Origin of the sequence: Mesorhizobium sp. J8 (genome assembly GCF_016591715.1) — a bacterium.
GTDB lineage: Bacteria > Pseudomonadota > Alphaproteobacteria > Rhizobiales > Rhizobiaceae > Mesorhizobium.
In genome coordinates, this window is the sequence record NZ_AP024109.1 from 4,190,844 (window position 1) to 4,206,231 (window position 15,388).

Here is a 15,388-nt window from a genome sequence, read left to right on the forward strand (position 1 = left end):
TTAGCCTCCAAACCGACCATTCGATTCAGTCTCTGTAAGAACGGACCTATCTTCATGAAATCCCACGTAAAAGCGGTTGTCATCGGCGGCGGCGTCGTCGGCTGCTCGGTGCTCTATCATCTCGCCAAGGCCGGCTGGACCGACATCATGCTGATCGAGCGCTCGGAGCTGACTTCCGGCTCGTCCTGGCACGCTGCCGGCGGCTTCCATACGCTCAACGGCGACCCGAACGTCGCCAAGCTGCAGGCCTATACGGTCCAGCTCTACAAGGAGATCGAGGAACTCTCCGGCCAGTCCTGCTCGCTGCATCTGACCGGCGGCGTCATGATGGCCGACACGCCGGAGCGTATGGACTTCCTGCGCCTTGCGCACGCCAAGGGCCGTTATCTCGGCATGGACACCGAGCTGATCACGCCTTCGGAAGCCAAGGCCATGTTCCCGCTGATGGACGAGAAGAACTTCGTCGGCGCCATGTGGGATCCGGTCGAGGGCCATCTCGATCCGTCCGGCACGACCATCGCCTATTCCAAGGCGGCGAAGAAACTTGGCGCCGAGATCGTGCTGCGCAACCGCGTCGTCGATTTGACCCAGCAGCCGGACGGCACCTGGAACGTCGTCACCGAGCAAGGCACGGTCCATGCCGAGCATGTCGTCAACTGCGGCGGCCTGTGGGCGCGCGAGATCGGCCGCATGGTCGGCGTCGAGCTGCCCGTGCTGGCGATGGAGCACATGTACCTGCTCACCGAACCGATGCCGGAGGTCGAGGAATTCAACAAGTCGACCGGCCGCGAGATGATCGGCGTCCTCGACTTCAAAGGCGAGATCTACACCCGCCAGGAGCGCAACGGCATTCTGCTCGGCACCTATGAGAAAGCCTGCAAGCCATGGTCGCCGGTCAACACGCCGTGGGATTTCGGCCACGAGCTTTTGCAGCCCGACATCGACCGCATCGCGCCGTCGCTGGAGATCGGCTTCAAGCATTTCCCTGGCATCGAGAAGGCTGGCATCAAGCAGATCATCAACGGCCCCTTCACCTTCGCGCTCGACGGCAACCCGCTGGTCGGACCGGTGCAGGGCCTGACCAATTTCTGGTGCGCCTGCGCCGTCATGGCCGGCTTCAGCCAGGGCGGCGGTGTCGGCCTGGCGCTGTCGAACTGGATGGTGCATGGCGATCCGGGCTTCGACGTCTGGGGCATGGACGTCGCCCGTTTCGGCGAATGGGCGACGCTGCGCTACACCAACGCCAAGGTGCGCGAGAACTATTCGCGGCGCTTCTCGATCCGCTTCCCGAACGAGGAATTGCCGGCCGCCCGTCCCGCGCAGACGACGCCGCTTTACGACACCATGCTCGCCAACAACGCGGTCATGGGGGATAGCTGGGGCCTTGAAACCCCGCTCTGGTTCGCGCCGAAAGGCACCGAGCCGAAGGACATCGTCTCCTTCCACCGCTCCAACGATTTCGGCCCGATCGGCGAGGAAGTGCGCGCCACGCGCGAGAAGGTCGGCGTCACCGAGATCGCCAACTTCGCCAAATACGAGGTGTCTGGCCCGGCTGCGGAGGATTTCCTCAACCGGCTGATGACCAACCGCATGCCGAAGGTAGGTCGCATCGTGCTCACCCCGATGGTCAACGAGTTCGGCAAGCTGATCGGCGACTTCACCATCGCCAAATCAGGCGAGGACCGCTTCATGATCTGGGGCTCGTCGGCAGCGCAGAAATACCATATGCGCTGGTTCGAGAAGCACCTGCCCAAGGATGGCTCGGTGCGAATCCATCGCTTCGACCAGACGCTGGTGGGTCTCTCGATCGCCGGTCCGAAATCGCGCGACCTGCTGCAGAAGCTTGTCGATGTCGACGTCTCGACCAAGGCCTTCCGCTTCATGGACTTCCGCGAGATGGCGGTCGGCGGCGCGCCCTGCATGGTCAATCGCATCACCTATACCGGCGACCTCGGCTACGAGATCTGGATGGCCCCTGCCTATCAGCGCCTTGTCTACAAGGCGATCAAGGACGCGGGCGAAGAGTTCGGCATTGTCGATTTCGGCATGCGCGCGCTGCTCTCCATGCGCCTGGAAAAGAACTTCCCGACCTGGTTCCGCGAGCTGCGCCCGATCTACGGCCCCTTCGAAGGCTCGATGGACCGCTTCATCAAGCTGGAGAAGAACGACTTCATCGGCCGCGAGGCGTCCGCCAAGGAGCACGCCGAAGGCCCGAAGCTGCGCCGTGTTTCCTTCATCGTCGATGCCGTCGATGCCGACGTGATGGGCGACGAGCCGATCTGGGCCAAGGTCGGCAAAGACTACGGCACGGTCGAGAAGCCGCATGGCTACGGCGCGCCGCGCTTCGATGAGACGGGCAAGGAAGTGCGCGGATCGAAGGCCGCCGAGGGCGCTTCCGCCGTGCGCGGCATCGTCGATGGCGAATGGCGCGTCGTCGGCTGGGTCACCTCGGGCGGCTATGCGCATTACGTGCAGAAGTCGATGGCGCAGGGCTATGTGCCCGCCGCCCTTGCCGAGGACGAAAGCGCCGGCCTGTTCGAGATCGAGATTCTCGGCCACCGCCGCCCGGCCCGCATCAATGTCGAGCCGCCCTTCGACCCGAGCGGCGAGAAGATGCGGACCTGACGCGTAGAGCAATTCCAGGAAAAGTGTGACGCGGTTTTCCGCCCGGAATTGCCTAAAGCAGACAGACAGAGCGGTTTGCGGTTTCTTACGAAACGGTGAAACGCTCTGGCGACTTGTTGGAGAGCGCCGGTTGCTGTGGCATGGTCGAGACCCCGCTACCGGCGCATCAGCATGAGAAGACCACCCCCTTGCGGCAGCTAGAGAAATGGACCGATTGGCTCTGCGACGGACGGGTCGGTCCATTCAGCGCCGCGATCGCATCGGTCCTGGTTTATTGCCTGACCCAGATCGTGGCGATGACGCTTTTGTCCCATTTCGCGGGCACGGGCGTCGGTGTCGACGATTCCGAGCAACTGATGGAAATGCGGTTTCTCGCCGCCGGCTACGGCAGTTCGCAGCCGCCTCTATACACCTGGCTGGCGATGCTCGCGGCCACTGTGGTCGGAACGAGCGTCCTTGCCCTCAAGATCGTCAAATACGGCTTGCTGGCCGCGGGGCTGGCCGCGTATTTCACCGCCATACGCCGCCTCGGCTACTCGAACCGCGCCGCTGCCGCCGGCATGTTCGGCCTGCTTCTGTTTCCCCAGGTCTTCTGGGAGATGCAGCACGCCCTCACCCACTCGATCGCCATATTCTGCTTCACGTCGGTGCTGCTTCTGGCCCTGGTCGAGGTCGAGAAGCGCCGATCGGCCACCGCCTATGCGTTTTTCGGCCTGGCGACGGCGGCCGCGATGTTGTCGAAATACAATATCGTCATCTTCCTTGCGGCCCTGTTCCTGGCGTCTCTCTCGGTCCGCGAAACGCGCGAGGCGATCTTCGACCGCCGTTTCGCAATCAGCGTGATAGTGGCGGTCCTGGCCTGTCTGCCCACGCTTTACTGGAGCCTGACCCATCCGGAAGATCTGCTCGCGCACCAAGGGGGCCTGGGCGTCGCCGAAGGCGGCAGTGTTGCAAGAACGGCACTTCTCGGCATCCGTAGACTGGCGAACGCGATCGTCAATTTCGCTGGATTGCCGATCGTGATTTTCGCCGTCGCCTACGGGCTGGCGATGAGAAAGCGGACGGAGCTGCCTCAACCGGTAAGGTGGCCGGAAAAGCTGTTGTGGCGAGCGATCGTGCTGGGTCTTGTGGTCATGGTGACGGTGGTGTTGGCGGCCGGCATCACCCAGTTTCGCGACCGCTGGATGCTGCCCATCTTCATCCTCCTGCCCGCGGCCCTGGCCATGCGCTTCGAGGCCATGGGCCAGAGGGGCCGAAAGATGCAAGCCACCATCGTCTTCGTCGGTGCGCTCCTTGCCGTCCTTGTGCTGCCGCTGAGCTGGTACATGCACCTTCAGGGCGGCGACAACCGCGGCAGCATCGTGCGGCTGGACTACCGGTCGCTTTACGACCAGATCAACGCCGACGGACCCGTCAAGACCGTGGTCTCGAGCTGGTTCTGGGTCGGCAATCTGCGCCTGGTCGATGCCGATCTGATCGCGCTCGATGACGAGACGCCGGACTTCGCCCGCTCGATCCGAGAACCGGCAGTGCTCGTCCTGACCGACGACAGGGAATCGTCCTCGGAAGTCTTCGAGGAGCTGGCGAGAGCCGGCTACGCGATGGACACCGTCCATCGCACGATCGAGGTGCCGCAGGCGCTCGGCTTCCCGCCGCGCAAGGTCACGATCACCAAATTGCACAAGAAGACTGCGCCGTAAGGTTCAGAGGGGGGACCAATGGACACGCAACGCTTCGGCCGACACCGCAAGATCATGCCCTTCGAGCCTGGCTCAGTCGAAGCGCTGCGCGAGGCCTCGCGAGACAAGGCGGCGTCGCTCAACCAGCATGTGCTCGGCCATGGCGCAACAGCCGAGGCGGAATGGGCCGCGGCCGGCATCGCCGCGCCCGACCTGTCCGCCATGCGCAGATATCGGCTGGAGCGCATCCGCGCCGAGCTGAAGCGCCGCGACTATGCCGGCGCCCTGCTCTACGACCCGGTCAACATCCGCTACGCGACGGATTCGACCAACATGCAGCTCTGGGTCGCGCACAATCCGACCCGTCACTGCTTCGTCGCCACCGAAGGCCCCGTGGTGCTCTTCGACTATTTCTCCTGCGAGCACCTGTCCGATCATTCAGGTGTCGTGGACGAGGTACGCCCGGCCGTGTCGTGGATGTATCTCTACAGCGGTGAACTGACCGATCAGAAGGTCCGGCGCTGGGGCGCCGGCATCGCCGAACTCGTTGCCGAGCATGGCGGCGGCAATCGCCGCATCGCCGTCGACCACATCAATCCGGAAGGCGTGGAAGAACTCGCCCGTCGTGGGATTGCCGTCGGCAATGGCGAGGCGGTGATGGAGAATGCGAGGCTCATCAAATCGCCGGACGAGATCCTTGCCATGCGCCGTTCGATCGTCGCCTGCGAGGCGGCGATGGGCGAGATGGAAGCGGCGCTCAAGCCCGGCATTTCCGAAAACGAGCTCTGGGCGGAACTGCATCGCGGCAACATCGCGCGCGGCGGCGAATGGATCGAAACGCGGCTTCTGTCGTCCGGACCGCGCACCAATCCCTGGTTCCAGGAATGCTCCTCGCGTATCGTCGAGAATGGCGATCTCGTCGCCTTCGACACCGACCTGATCGGCCCTTACGGTTTCTGCGCCGATCTCTCGCGCACATGGCTTTGCGGCGACAGGCCCCCTTCGAACGAGCAGCGCGATCTCTTCCGCATCGCCGCCGATCAGATCGCCCATAACACCGATCTGATGCGGCCGGGCATCTCCTTCCGCGATCTCGTCGAGCGCTCGGCGGTGCCGCCCGACGATTGCTATCCCACCCGCTACGGCGTGCTTTACCACGGGGTCGGCCTGGCCGACGAATATCCGACGCTGCCGCATGCCGGCGACTGGACCGACGACACGCCGGATGGCGTGCTCGAAGCAGGCATGGTGCTCTGCGTCGAAAGCTATATCGGCAGGCTTGGCGGGCGCGAAGGCGTCAAGATCGAGGAGCAGATCCTGATCACCGACACAGGCAACGAGAAGCTTTCAGCCTACAAGCTGGACGAGCGGCTGCTCTGATGCGCCGCCTTCGACTGCCACGACGGCATCGCGCATCGCGGCAATGGTCGGGGCCGGGGTGGTCCTGGCGGTGATATAAGGCAGGCCCTTGCGCCGTGCCGTCCAGCCGACCACCTTCACGCCTTTCGCCGCCGGCTCGAAACGCTGCGCCAGCGCCCAGCTCTGGCAGTCGATGGCGGCGATATCGGCCCTGCCTTCCGCGACCGCGACGATCGACGACCGATGGCCGCCGCTCTCGCTGCGCGAGGAAAAGATGTCCAGGCTTTCGCCCAGCGCCTCCAGGTCGCGCATCAGCGCGATGACGCCGGACATGGAATCGACGCTATTGAAGGTGAAGCGCCTGCCGCGCAGGAGATCGAACGGAATGGCCGCCCTGCCGTCCGCAGGCGCAGGCACCGATGCCTTGCCGTCTGCCAGCATCACCAGCGCGCTGGAATAGAGTTCCCCCTGCCCCCCTTCGAACGCATCGTAGTTCGGCTGCGCGATCACCTGCACATGCCGGGCGAGGCCGAGTTCCAGCGGCCCCCAGCAGGTTTGCCCGAAGAGCAGCGCCGGACTCAGCCAAAGCTCGTGAAAATCGAGTTCGTCCCGAGGCAGAGTCGCCGGATCCGGCACAATCGGCGTTCCGGCATCGTCGAGTATCCCGCCGGGCACCGGCGGCAGATCGCCATTGCGGCGCACGATCGTTTCCGGCGCGTCGATCCCCCTTTGCCGGAAGGCGTCGCGGAGCCGCGCCCACTGCGCGTCGACCTCACCACGGGCCTCAGGCCAGTCATACATCGGCAGGGCCGCAACGAACTTGCTCATGTCGAACAGCTTTCAAAGACAGGCGACCCTCAGCGCCTGTGTTCCGCCGCGAAAAGCGAGGGCGGAAAGTCGAAATTACTCTTTCGGCGGCTCGGCCGGAACCGGCGCCGTGCCAAGTCCGCTGACATTGCGCGCCCTGACACGCGGCTTGAAGGCGCGGCCCGGCTCCGGCGCGCGGCGCAGCACCGGATGAACGACGGGCTCCTTGGCCTTGAAGGCGTAGGATTTGATCAGCGCCAGATAGTTCGGGTAGACATAGCCGTTGTTCATCCGCAGCCATTCTTCGCGGCGGTCGCGAAAGAGCTTCGGCAATCTGTACCAGGCAACCGTCGGGCTCTTGTGATGCACGAAATGCAGGTTGTTGTTGAGGAACAGAAACGACAGCGGCGAGCGTTCTACGATGATGGTGCGCCCTTCCGGATGCTCGGACCACTGATGCTCGGCATAGGTGCGCACCGAAATCAGCGATTGCCCGAGCCAGACCGGCACCAGCACATAGAGCCAGAGCGGAATGCCGAAGCCGAACGTCACGATCGGCGCCACGACGGCAATGCCGACGGCATGCAGCAGCCAGGCCTTGCGGATCGCCTTGTCGCCGGCGGCGATCTGCCTGGCGTCGTCGATGAAGAAGCCGACCGAGGACAGCCATGGCCCGAGGATGAAGCGGCCGACCATGGTGTTGTTGATTTTGAGCAGGAACTTCATCGCCGGCGGCAGTTCCTCATGCATCCAGAGCGCCTGGTAATAGCTCTCGGGGTCGTCCAGCGGATCGGTCAGCCGCTCATCGGCATGGTGGCGCAGGTGGATGGTCTTGAAACGCCGGAACGGCCACACCAGCCCGATCGGCAGGAAGACGAAGGCTTCGTTGATCCTCGCGCTGCGGGTCGGATGACCGTGCAGCACCTCATGCATCAGTGAGGATTGGAGCGCGAGGACCAGCGCCAAGGCGATCAACGCAATCAAGGGATGGGATGGCCAGAGCAGGAAGCCGATCGCGAACCATGCGCCGTAGCAGAAGAGTGCGAGGAATACCGTCGGCCATTCGATTGCCGGTGCGCTGCTGCGTCTCTTGCTTATGCCGGTATTCATGCTTGCCATGCTATCGACCACTGCCCTCCAGTCGCCGGAACCACTCGATTCCTGACAACATTGTGTCAGTAGCCTATCGTTGTCGCAACGCGACAAAGCGCACAAACTGTTGCGAATGCGCACTTTCAGCTGCATATGTTATAGATTGTAAACAAATATGGGGATTCATTTCCGCCTGAGCCGCGTTCTGACCGGCTCCGGCGGCAAATTTTTCCTCTCCAAAGCAGGAGCTGCGTGATGGATAAGCGCGATCTCTCGACCTTGTTCAGGGAGCGGCTGAAATTGCTCTTGACACGCTCCGATCTCAACCAGTCGGCCTTCGCGGCGGCCGTCGGCATCGACCGCTCGGCGCTGTCCCAGCTCCTGTCCGGCGCCTCGACCCGCCTGCCACGCGCCGAGACGCTTCTCAACATCGCGGCCGAGTTCAAGGTGTCGCTCGATTGGCTGCTGGGCCTCTCCCAGGACGAGGGCGTCACCGGCGAAATCAGGGAGAGCCTCGAGATCGAGGAGGCGCCCGACGGCTTCGACCGCACATTGCTCGCCAAGTGGCATGCCGAGGCGGCAGGCACCAAGATCCGCTACGTGCCGGCGGGCATCCCAGACCTTCTGCGCACCGAGGCGCTGGTCGAATACGAGGCCGGCATCACCAACAAGAGCCGCGAGGCGCAGGCCGGCGAAACGCAATACCGCATCGACTATACGAGGCGGCCGGAGACCGACATGGAGGTCTGCATGCCGCGCCACACGCTGGAGATCTTCGCGCGTGGCCTTGGCGTCTGGGATCGTTTCCCGGAAGCCGAGAGGCGCAAGCAATTGCTGCACATGGCAGCCCTCCTCGACGACCTTTACCCGACGTTCCGGCTGTTCCTCTACGACGGCCGTATGCGCTATTCGATCCCCTATACCATCTTCGGACCCTACCGCGCCGCGATCTATGTCGGAGACATGTATCTGGTGTTGAACGCCACTCAGCCGATCCGCACGCTCGCCAGCCACTTCGACAACCTGATCCGCGCCGCCGACATCAACGCGCATGAGGCGGCAAGCTTCACGCAGAAGCTGGCCGCAATGTCCTTCCCATCAGGCTCTGTCTAACTGCCGGCATCGGTACCATCCTGGCCGCCGCTCATCGTCTCAGGGAAACCCATGCAAGCATCGCGCCACATCGTCGTTCCTCCGCAGTCGGGCCGTTCCACGCGTGTCAGGCGCGGCGATCTGATCCGCATCATCGATCCCAAGGGCCAGCAGGTCTCGGACCTATGGGCCTTCTCGACCGAAGGCAGACTCGACTGGCTGAGCACATCGCAGACCCGCGACATCACAGAGCGGCTGTTCCCGAAGCCCGGCGACCATTTCTACAGCGCCGCCGGCAGGATCATGCTGACGCTGGTCGAGGACGCCTCGCCGGGACCGCACGACATGCTTTACCCGGCCTGCGACAGCGCGCTCTACGAACGCGCCGGCCTGCCCAACCACCCGAACTGCCGCGACAATCTTATGACGGCCCTCGCCGCGGAAGGCATCGACCTGCCCTTCGCGCCCGACCCGGTCGACCTCTTCCAGAACTCCTTGCCGCAGCCGGACGGCACGCTCGTTGTCGAGGCCTCGATCAATCCGCCTGGCGGTTACGTCACCTTGCGCGCCGAGCAGGACCTCCTGCTTGTCGTCACCGCCTGCTCGGTCGACCACCACCCGACCAATGGTGATGCGTGCACCGAGATCGAGGTCGAGATCACACCGGCCGCATAAGGTCTTCTCGGTCGCAAGCTCGTTGACTGGACATAAAGACTTCTTTATATCGTTATTTGAAATTCCAAATACGAAAGCTATGGCCATGACCACGACCAACCCGATTGACGCATTGCTTGCCGAAAAGGGCGTGCTTCTGGCCGACGGCGCCACCGGCACCAATTTGTTCGCGATGGGCCTGCCGGCCGGCGAGGCGCCCGAGCTGCTCAACGAGACGGCGCCCGAGACCATTGTCAGCCTGCATCAGAATTTCGTCGACGCCGGCGCCGACATCATCCTGACCAACTCCTTCGGCGGCACCCGCCACAGGCTCAAGCTGCATCACGCGCAGGACCGCGTGCACGAGCTGAACAAGCGCGCCGCCGAGATCGCACGTTCGGTCGCCGACAAGGCCGGCCGCAAGGTGATCGTCGCCGGCTCTGTCGGCCCGACCGGCGAGTTGTTGGTGCCGCTCGGGGCGCTGACCTATGACGACGCCGTCGATGCCTTCGCCGAGCAGATCGAGGGTCTCAAAGCCGGTGGCGCCGAAGTCGCCTGGATCGAGACCATGTCAGCGCCCGACGAAATCCGCGCCGCGGCCGAGGCCGCTATCCGCATCGGCCTGCCCTATACCTATACCGGTTCGTTCGACACAGCCGGCCGCACCATGATGGGCCTGCTGCCGAAGGACATCCACGCCGTCGCCGACGGTCTGTCGCAGGCACCGCTCGGCGTCGGCGCCAATTGCGGCGTCGGCGCTTCCGATATCCTCGCCTCGCTGCTCGACATGACCGAGGCGAAGCCGGAGGCGACCGTGATCGTCAAGGGCAATTGCGGCATTCCGGAATTCCGCGGCAGCGAGATCCACTATTCCGGCACCCCGGAGCTGATGTCCGATTATGTGCGTCTGGCGGTCGATGCCGGCGCCAAGATCGTCGGCGGCTGCTGCGGCACCTCGTTCGCGCACCTCGCCGCCATGCGCAAGGCGCTCGATGCGCACACCAAGTCGACGCGCCCGACCGTCGAGACGATCGTCGAACGCATCGGCCCGATGCGGAACAAGACGGCAAGCGCCGGCGATACCGGCGAAGGCAGGCGGGAACGCAGGCGCAGCCGCGCCTGACAGGGCCTGGTTATTTGGTGTTTTCGGCGTAGCGCAACAGCGCCGTATCGAAATCGACAACGTTCTGGCTGTCGGAGCTCATCGTAATCAACGCGCCCGATGCGCCCGGATCGCTGATCTGCTCCAGCATCACGCGAAACCGGTCGTTGTTGAGCGCCGAAAGCGCCGTGTTGCGGGCCGCGTCGACATCGCTCCGAATGCGCGCCGATTCCGCTGACGGCGCGGACGATCCCCGCACCGGCGCATTGGCCGCCGTCGCGTTCGCATTGCCGATTGTCGTGATATGCACTGCTGATCCCTCAAAGCCCTACCAGCACGAACTAACAAAAGTTAATTGCGGCGAGGTTCCGGAAAAGCCACGCAATTTAACGATCGCAAAAGGCCGGCGGGACAATGCATGTCGCCCGGAAGTGTGGAGCGCTTCTGGGCCAACGCATCAAAAAAAGACCTAAGCGCGCCGCACCGCGACGCGCTTGGCCCCGCTGGCCCTCGTTGGAATTCCAGGCTCTTTACTTGTTACCATCCAGCGATGCGGCAAGCCGCACCAGCGACAGGAACTCCGCCCTGTAGCCGAACGGATCGGCGCCGCGCGCGGCATTGGCGATCTCCGCGATCCGGTCGTAGCCGAAATTCGCCGTCTGATCCTCGTCGCGTAGCTTCTGGCCGAAAGCCGCGACCGCAACCGAGAAGCGCTGGTCGGCGCCGGCCGCATCGAAGGACTTGACCTCGTTGGCGGCGGTCACCGGCGTGGTGATCAGCTTGGAGACATTCTCGTCCGGGAGCTTGTAGCGGACCTTGACGAAGGCATATTCGTCGGCATTGGCGACGCCGCCATTGTCGACCTTGGCCTGGCCGTAGCGCAGCGGATCGACCTGCTCGCCACCGCTCCCCTTCGGCGTGATCTCGTAAACCGCCGTCACCGAATGGCCGGAACCGATATCGCCGGCGTCGACACGGTCGTTGTTGAAATCCTCGCGCTTCAAGGCCCGGGTCTCATAACCGACAAGACGGTATTCCGACACGGTCGCCGGGTTGAACTCGACCTGGATCTTGACGTCCTTGGCGATGGGGAACAGCGTCGAGGACGCATCGTCGACCAGCACCTTCTGCGCCTCGGCGAGCGTGTCTATATAGGCAGCCGTGCCGTTGCCGTTCTGGGCGATGGTCTGCATCATCTGGTCATTCAGATTGTCGCGGCCGAAGCCGAATACCGACAGGAACACGCCTTTCTTGCGTTCCTTCTCGATCAGACGCTTGAGGTCGTCGTCATCGGTCTGGCCGACATTGAAGTCGCCGTCGGTGGCCAACATCACGCGGTTGACGCCGTCCTTGACGAAGGATTGCTGGGCAAGCTTGTAGGCCTCGCGGATGCCTTCCTCACCGGCCGTCGAGCCGCCGGGCTCGAGATTGTCGATGGCCGCAAGGATCTTCTGCTTTTCCGACGCCTTGGTCGGCATCAGCACGGTGCCGGCATTGCCCGCATAGGTGACGATCGAGACGGTATCGTCGGGTTTGAGCTTGCTGACCAGCAGCCTGAAGGCGGATTTGAGCAGCGGCAGCTTGTCCGGCTCGTCCATCGAGCCCGAGACGTCGATCAGGAAGACCAGATTGGCCTTCGGCTGCTCGGCCGGCTTGACGTCGAAACCCTTGATCGCGACATGCATGAGCTTGGTGTGCTCGTTCCACGGCGTCGGCATCACGGTGACGGTCGAGTTGAACGGCGTCTTGGCCGAGTCCGGACCTTTCCAGTCATATGGGAAGTAGTTGATCATCTCCTCGACGCGAACCGTGTCCGGGTCTGGCAGGCTGCCCTCCTTCAGCGAGCGCCGCACGAACGAATAGGAAGCAGTGTCGACGTCGATCGAGAAGGTCGAGACCGGATCCTGCGCCGTTTCATGCACCGGATTGGTTTTGAACGTCTCGATGCGGTCGCGGTTTTCCTCCCGCGGCTGCATCTGGTCGCCAAGCACGGGCGCCGGCTGCACCATCAGCTTGGAATCGGCGACGGCGGGTGGAGACGCCGGAATGGCGGTCGCTACCCCTGCCGGCGCCTGATCGGCCCTCGCGGCTTCATCCTTTAACGGCGGTGAAAACTGCACCTTGCCCGGTGAACCAGCCTTGCCGCCGGCGGCGAGCTGACCGCTTTCGCCAGGCGCGGGCATCGCCTCGGGCGCTGCCTCCTGCTTGAGCAGGCTGTCGACCTCGGTCGCCGGCTTGGGAGCTGCCGGCGCCATCTGGGAATTCGCGAACGTCTCGGCGTCCGCGTCGCTCTTCTTCGCCTTCGCTGGCGCAGCCGTCAGCGGCTCGTTGATCGCAGGTTGCTCCGGCGCCCGCTTTTGCGCCGGCTTGTCGGCCAGCGTCTCCGTGACCTTGCCGTTATCGCCGCCCATGACCGGCTGCTGTTCCTTCAACATCTCGAAAGCGGCATAGCCGGCGATAGGCAGCGCGACCAGCGCGGTGATGGCCGGCGTGGCAATGAGTTTCCGTTGCATGATGTCTCTCCAGAGCTTTCTTGCTCGCTCCGTGAGACGAAGGCCTGCCGGCGTTCCTTGGGCGCCCGGCGAATTTTTTTCGTCCAAGTCGTATGCCTGCATCGCGGCGGCCAGCGCGCGCGCCTTGGCCTCGCCTTCCGGTGCTGGTACAGCGATGTCGCGCAGCCTTTCGAGTTCGTTGTCGTCGACCATGGTCACACTTCCCCGGCTGAACGCATCAGCACCTTCAGCCGTTTCTTTGCTTCATGGATGTGCCAGGAAACCGTCGTCTCCGAGATCGCCATCACCTCCGCCGCCGCCGCGTGATTGAGACCTTCGCCGTAGACCAAAAGCACCGCATCACGCTGCTTGTCCGGCAGCATCCGCACCGCCGCCCATAGCGCGTCGGACGGATCGTCGGCCTCGGCCGAAGCTTCACCCGCAATCGATGCATAGGCGCCATAGGCATCGGTCTTGGCGGTGTCGCGGGCGCGCTTGCGCATCATGTCGCGCGAAGCATTCAGTGTCATGGCATAGAGCCATGTCGTGAACGCGCCGCTGCCCTGATAGTCGCGGATCGCCCGGCCGAGCCGCACGCAGACGTCCTGGGCGATGTCCTCGGCGTCGGCTTTGCGGCCACACCAGCGATAGGCGGCGCGATAGACGAAGCCATAGTGCCTTTCGACCAGCTTGCCGAAAGCCCCCCTGTCTCCGCCCCTCGCCCGCCCGATCAACTCGGCATCGGAGGCTTCGCTGTCGTCCAGCATCATCGCCGTCATTTGCCTGTTGGACGAAGGCTAATGACCAATCCTTGGGGCGATAGGAAGATTTTTTTGCGGCAGCCTTTTCCTTCTCCCCGTTGAACGGGGAGAAGGTGTCCGAAGGACGGATCAGGGGCAGCGCCAACCTTCGAAGGTTCGCGCTACGAGACACCCTCCCGGCAATCGGCGAAAGAAGGCTCAGCCCAGTGTTTCAGCGAAGAACGTCGTCAACCGCTTCCAATGCCTCTCAGCGCCCGCCTCGTCATAGACGCCGTGATCTTTGACGCACCAGCCATGGCCGACGCCGACATAATTCTCGATGACGTGGTCGACCTCCGCCACCCTCAGTGCCTCCGCCAGCCGGGCCGACTGTTCGGGCGGGAAGCTACGGTCGATGCCGGCGACGCCGATATAGAGGCGCGCCTCGATCGAAGCCGCCTTGCGATGCGGGCTGTCGGGCGCGTCACTGGCAAGATTGCCGCCATGGAAGCTTGCCGCGGCAACGATCCGGTCCGCATAGCTCGCCGCCGCGTTCAGCGCCCGCGCACCGCCCATGCAATAGCCGACGACGCCGATCGGCCCGTCAATGCCCTCGGCCGCGAACGCGTCGAGGAAGGCAGCGCTGTCGCGGATGGTCATCTCCTGCGTCGTGCCGGTCACCAGCGCCATCAACTTGGTCTTGGTTTCCTCCGCCGTGAAGGCGGTCTTGGCGTCGAACGGCCCATAGGGCGCGTTGCGGTAGAAGAGATCCGGCACCAGCACGGCATAGCCGTTGCCGGCAAGCCTTTCGGCCATCTCGTCGAGGGCCGGGCGCGGCCCGAATGCGTCCATATAAAGGATGACGCCGGCGCGGGCCTTGGCGGACGGTCGGAAAAGCCCTGCCTTCGCCTTGCCGTCCTTGGTTTCGATCTCGATCTGCTTGCCCGCCATGCTGGTCTCCATTGCTCGTCGCGCGATAGATATCGGGCTCAGCCGTTCCGGCAAGACAATCCGTGGGCGGATTGTTCAAGATTTCGTGCTGACCGCCTGCTTCCTACAGCCTCGCAAAGGCAGCCATGTGAAAGGCCTGCGCCTGCGGCGGATAGCGATAGGCTGTGCCGTAAGGGCAAGCATTGCGGTCGAGACAGCCGCCGCTCCGGCACGGCGCGCCGCGAGGGCCGCGCACATGGCCAAGACAGGCGTCATGGGCAAAGCCATCCACCGAATAGGCGTCGACCGGACAGGATTTCAGGCAAGGTTTTGCGACACATGTGTCGCAAAGATGAATCGCTGCATGAGCTTCGGGAACAGAAATCTCGTCCTCGAACAGCAGCGCGCCGCGATAGGCATGCCACAGCCCGTATTCGGGATGCATGAGGATGCCGAGGGGCGACGGCTTCAGCCCCTCCGCCCGCATCGCCCATTGCTGGAACGGCAGATAGGGCCGGTCCGAAGGCGACACCGCGCGGGCGCCGAATTCTTCCGCCACCGCGCCGATCACCTCGCCCGACCAGCTGTCGAGCGGATTCGCAATGGCCTGAGGCCGTCTCCTGAGCCAGCGCTGGAAATATGGCCATGGCGCCGCGCCCGCTTGCCCGATCAGCAGCACGGATCTGGCCGGCGCGCCGGAACGCCCGGCTGGCGCCTCCTCGTCGTCACCGAAGCTGAAGCCGCCGCGGAGAATCAGGCCGTTGACCGCGAGCGCGGCCGCAATCTCCTCGACCGTGCCGCGGAAAAAAGTCATCC

Annotated in this window: 13 protein-coding genes; 6 read left to right on the forward strand and 7 right to left on the reverse strand. The window is 63.8% G+C overall.

Annotation, left to right across the window (positions count from 1 at the left end):
• Nucleotides 1–54: 54 nt before the first annotated feature.
• The 3 genes from MJ8_RS20165 to MJ8_RS20175 all read left to right on the forward strand — a co-directional run bounded on the left by MJ8_RS20165 (nucleotide 55) and on the right by MJ8_RS20175 (nucleotide 5,684).
• Nucleotides 55–2,625 (forward strand): GcvT family protein, encoded by a 2,571-nt coding sequence (locus tag MJ8_RS20165; protein WP_201410523.1) that lies wholly within the window; start codon nucleotides 55–57, stop codon nucleotides 2,623–2,625.
• Nucleotides 2,626–2,765: 140 nt separating this feature from the next.
• The gene (locus MJ8_RS20170) at nucleotides 2,766–4,325 is read left to right on the forward strand and encodes an ArnT family glycosyltransferase (protein WP_201410524.1); all 1,560 of its coding nucleotides are present in this window, start codon (nucleotides 2,766–2,768) and stop codon (nucleotides 4,323–4,325) included.
• 18 nt (nucleotides 4,326–4,343) lie between these two features.
• The gene (locus tag MJ8_RS20175) at nucleotides 4,344–5,684 is read left to right on the forward strand and encodes a M24 family metallopeptidase (protein WP_201410525.1); all 1,341 of its coding nucleotides are present in this window, start codon (nucleotides 4,344–4,346) and stop codon (nucleotides 5,682–5,684) included.
• Here the strand turns inward: MJ8_RS20175 and MJ8_RS20180 are convergent.
• Both MJ8_RS20180 and MJ8_RS20185 read right to left on the reverse strand, forming a co-directional pair.
• On the reverse strand, nucleotides 5,652–6,491 hold the full coding sequence (locus tag MJ8_RS20180; RefSeq protein WP_201410526.1) for a phosphate/phosphite/phosphonate ABC transporter substrate-binding protein: 840 nt from the start codon (nucleotides 6,489–6,491) through the stop codon (nucleotides 5,652–5,654). The two genes, MJ8_RS20175 and MJ8_RS20180, sit on opposite strands and share 33 nt — an antisense overlap.
• A 75-nt stretch (nucleotides 6,492–6,566) precedes the next feature.
• Nucleotides 6,567–7,580, reverse strand: coding sequence for a fatty acid desaturase (locus MJ8_RS20185; protein WP_201410527.1), 1,014 nt, complete (start codon nucleotides 7,578–7,580; stop codon nucleotides 6,567–6,569).
• A 237-nt stretch (nucleotides 7,581–7,817) separates the two neighbouring features.
• Here MJ8_RS20185 and MJ8_RS20190 point away from each other — a divergent pair, with 237 nt between their 5' ends.
• The 3 genes from MJ8_RS20190 to bmt all read left to right on the forward strand — a co-directional run bounded on the left by MJ8_RS20190 (nucleotide 7,818) and on the right by bmt (nucleotide 10,431).
• Nucleotides 7,818–8,675 carry a helix-turn-helix domain-containing protein gene (locus tag MJ8_RS20190; RefSeq protein WP_201410528.1) on the forward strand — a complete coding sequence of 286 codons (858 nt, stop codon included), beginning with the start codon at nucleotides 7,818–7,820 and terminating at the stop codon, nucleotides 8,673–8,675.
• 51 nt (nucleotides 8,676–8,726) lie between these two features.
• The gene (locus MJ8_RS20195) at nucleotides 8,727–9,329 is read left to right on the forward strand and encodes a DUF1989 domain-containing protein (protein WP_201410529.1); all 603 of its coding nucleotides are present in this window, start codon (nucleotides 8,727–8,729) and stop codon (nucleotides 9,327–9,329) included.
• Between the two features lie 85 nt (nucleotides 9,330–9,414).
• Nucleotides 9,415–10,431 (forward strand): betaine--homocysteine S-methyltransferase, encoded by a 1,017-nt coding sequence (gene bmt / locus MJ8_RS20200; protein WP_201410530.1) that lies wholly within the window; start codon nucleotides 9,415–9,417, stop codon nucleotides 10,429–10,431.
• Nucleotides 10,432–10,441: 10 nt separating this feature from the next.
• On the opposite strand, the gene MJ8_RS20205 is transcribed toward bmt, so the two are convergent.
• The 5 genes from MJ8_RS20205 to MJ8_RS20225 all read right to left on the reverse strand — a co-directional run bounded on the left by MJ8_RS20205 (nucleotide 10,442) and on the right by MJ8_RS20225 (nucleotide 15,386).
• Nucleotides 10,442–10,720 (reverse strand): hypothetical protein, encoded by a 279-nt coding sequence (locus tag MJ8_RS20205; protein ID WP_225247973.1) that lies wholly within the window; start codon nucleotides 10,718–10,720, stop codon nucleotides 10,442–10,444.
• Nucleotides 10,721–10,940: 220 nt separating this feature from the next.
• Nucleotides 10,941–13,115 carry a vWA domain-containing protein gene (locus tag MJ8_RS20210; RefSeq protein WP_201410531.1) on the reverse strand — a complete coding sequence of 725 codons (2,175 nt, stop codon included), beginning with the start codon at nucleotides 13,113–13,115 and terminating at the stop codon, nucleotides 10,941–10,943.
• Nucleotides 13,116–13,117: 2 nt separating this feature from the next.
• Nucleotides 13,118–13,681, reverse strand: a complete 564-nt coding sequence (locus tag MJ8_RS20215; RefSeq protein WP_201410532.1) for an RNA polymerase sigma factor — start codon at nucleotides 13,679–13,681, stop codon at nucleotides 13,118–13,120.
• 180 nt (nucleotides 13,682–13,861) lie between these two features.
• Nucleotides 13,862–14,593, reverse strand: a complete 732-nt coding sequence (locus MJ8_RS20220) for a dienelactone hydrolase family protein (protein WP_201410533.1) — start codon at nucleotides 14,591–14,593, stop codon at nucleotides 13,862–13,864.
• A gap of 103 nt (nucleotides 14,594–14,696) precedes the next feature.
• Entirely contained in the window at nucleotides 14,697–15,386 is a 690-nt protein-coding gene (locus tag MJ8_RS20225) for a 4Fe-4S dicluster domain-containing protein (protein ID WP_201410534.1), read from the reverse strand.
• Nucleotides 15,387–15,388: the final 2 nt, after the last annotated feature.

What these genes read in the sequence shown, in the direction of transcription:
- MJ8_RS20170 (WP_201410524.1), top strand. Translation starts at nt 2,766, where the DNA reads ATGGTCGAGACCCCGCTACCGGCGCATCAGCATGAGAAGACCACCCCC.
- MJ8_RS20180 (WP_201410526.1), bottom strand. Translation starts at nt 6,491, where the DNA reads ATGAGCAAGTTCGTTGCGGCCCTGCCGATGTATGACTGGCCTGAGGCC.
- MJ8_RS20175 (WP_201410525.1), top strand. Translation starts at nt 4,344, where the DNA reads ATGGACACGCAACGCTTCGGCCGACACCGCAAGATCATGCCCTTCGAG.
- MJ8_RS20220 (WP_201410533.1), bottom strand. Translation starts at nt 14,593, where the DNA reads ATGGCGGGCAAGCAGATCGAGATCGAAACCAAGGACGGCAAGGCGAAG.
- MJ8_RS20185 (WP_201410527.1), bottom strand. Translation starts at nt 7,580, where the DNA reads ATGAATACCGGCATAAGCAAGAGACGCAGCAGCGCACCGGCAATCGAA.
- MJ8_RS20215 (WP_201410532.1), bottom strand. Translation starts at nt 13,681, where the DNA reads ATGACGGCGATGATGCTGGACGACAGCGAAGCCTCCGATGCCGAGTTG.
- MJ8_RS20225 (WP_201410534.1), bottom strand. Translation starts at nt 15,386, where the DNA reads ATGACTTTTTTCCGCGGCACGGTCGAGGAGATTGCGGCCGCGCTCGCG.
- MJ8_RS20210 (WP_201410531.1), bottom strand. Translation starts at nt 13,115, where the DNA reads ATGGTCGACGACAACGAACTCGAAAGGCTGCGCGACATCGCTGTACCA.
- bmt (WP_201410530.1), top strand. Translation starts at nt 9,415, where the DNA reads ATGACCACGACCAACCCGATTGACGCATTGCTTGCCGAAAAGGGCGTG.
- MJ8_RS20190 (WP_201410528.1), top strand. Translation starts at nt 7,818, where the DNA reads ATGGATAAGCGCGATCTCTCGACCTTGTTCAGGGAGCGGCTGAAATTG.
- MJ8_RS20195 (WP_201410529.1), top strand. Translation starts at nt 8,727, where the DNA reads ATGCAAGCATCGCGCCACATCGTCGTTCCTCCGCAGTCGGGCCGTTCC.
- MJ8_RS20165 (WP_201410523.1), top strand. Translation starts at nt 55, where the DNA reads ATGAAATCCCACGTAAAAGCGGTTGTCATCGGCGGCGGCGTCGTCGGC.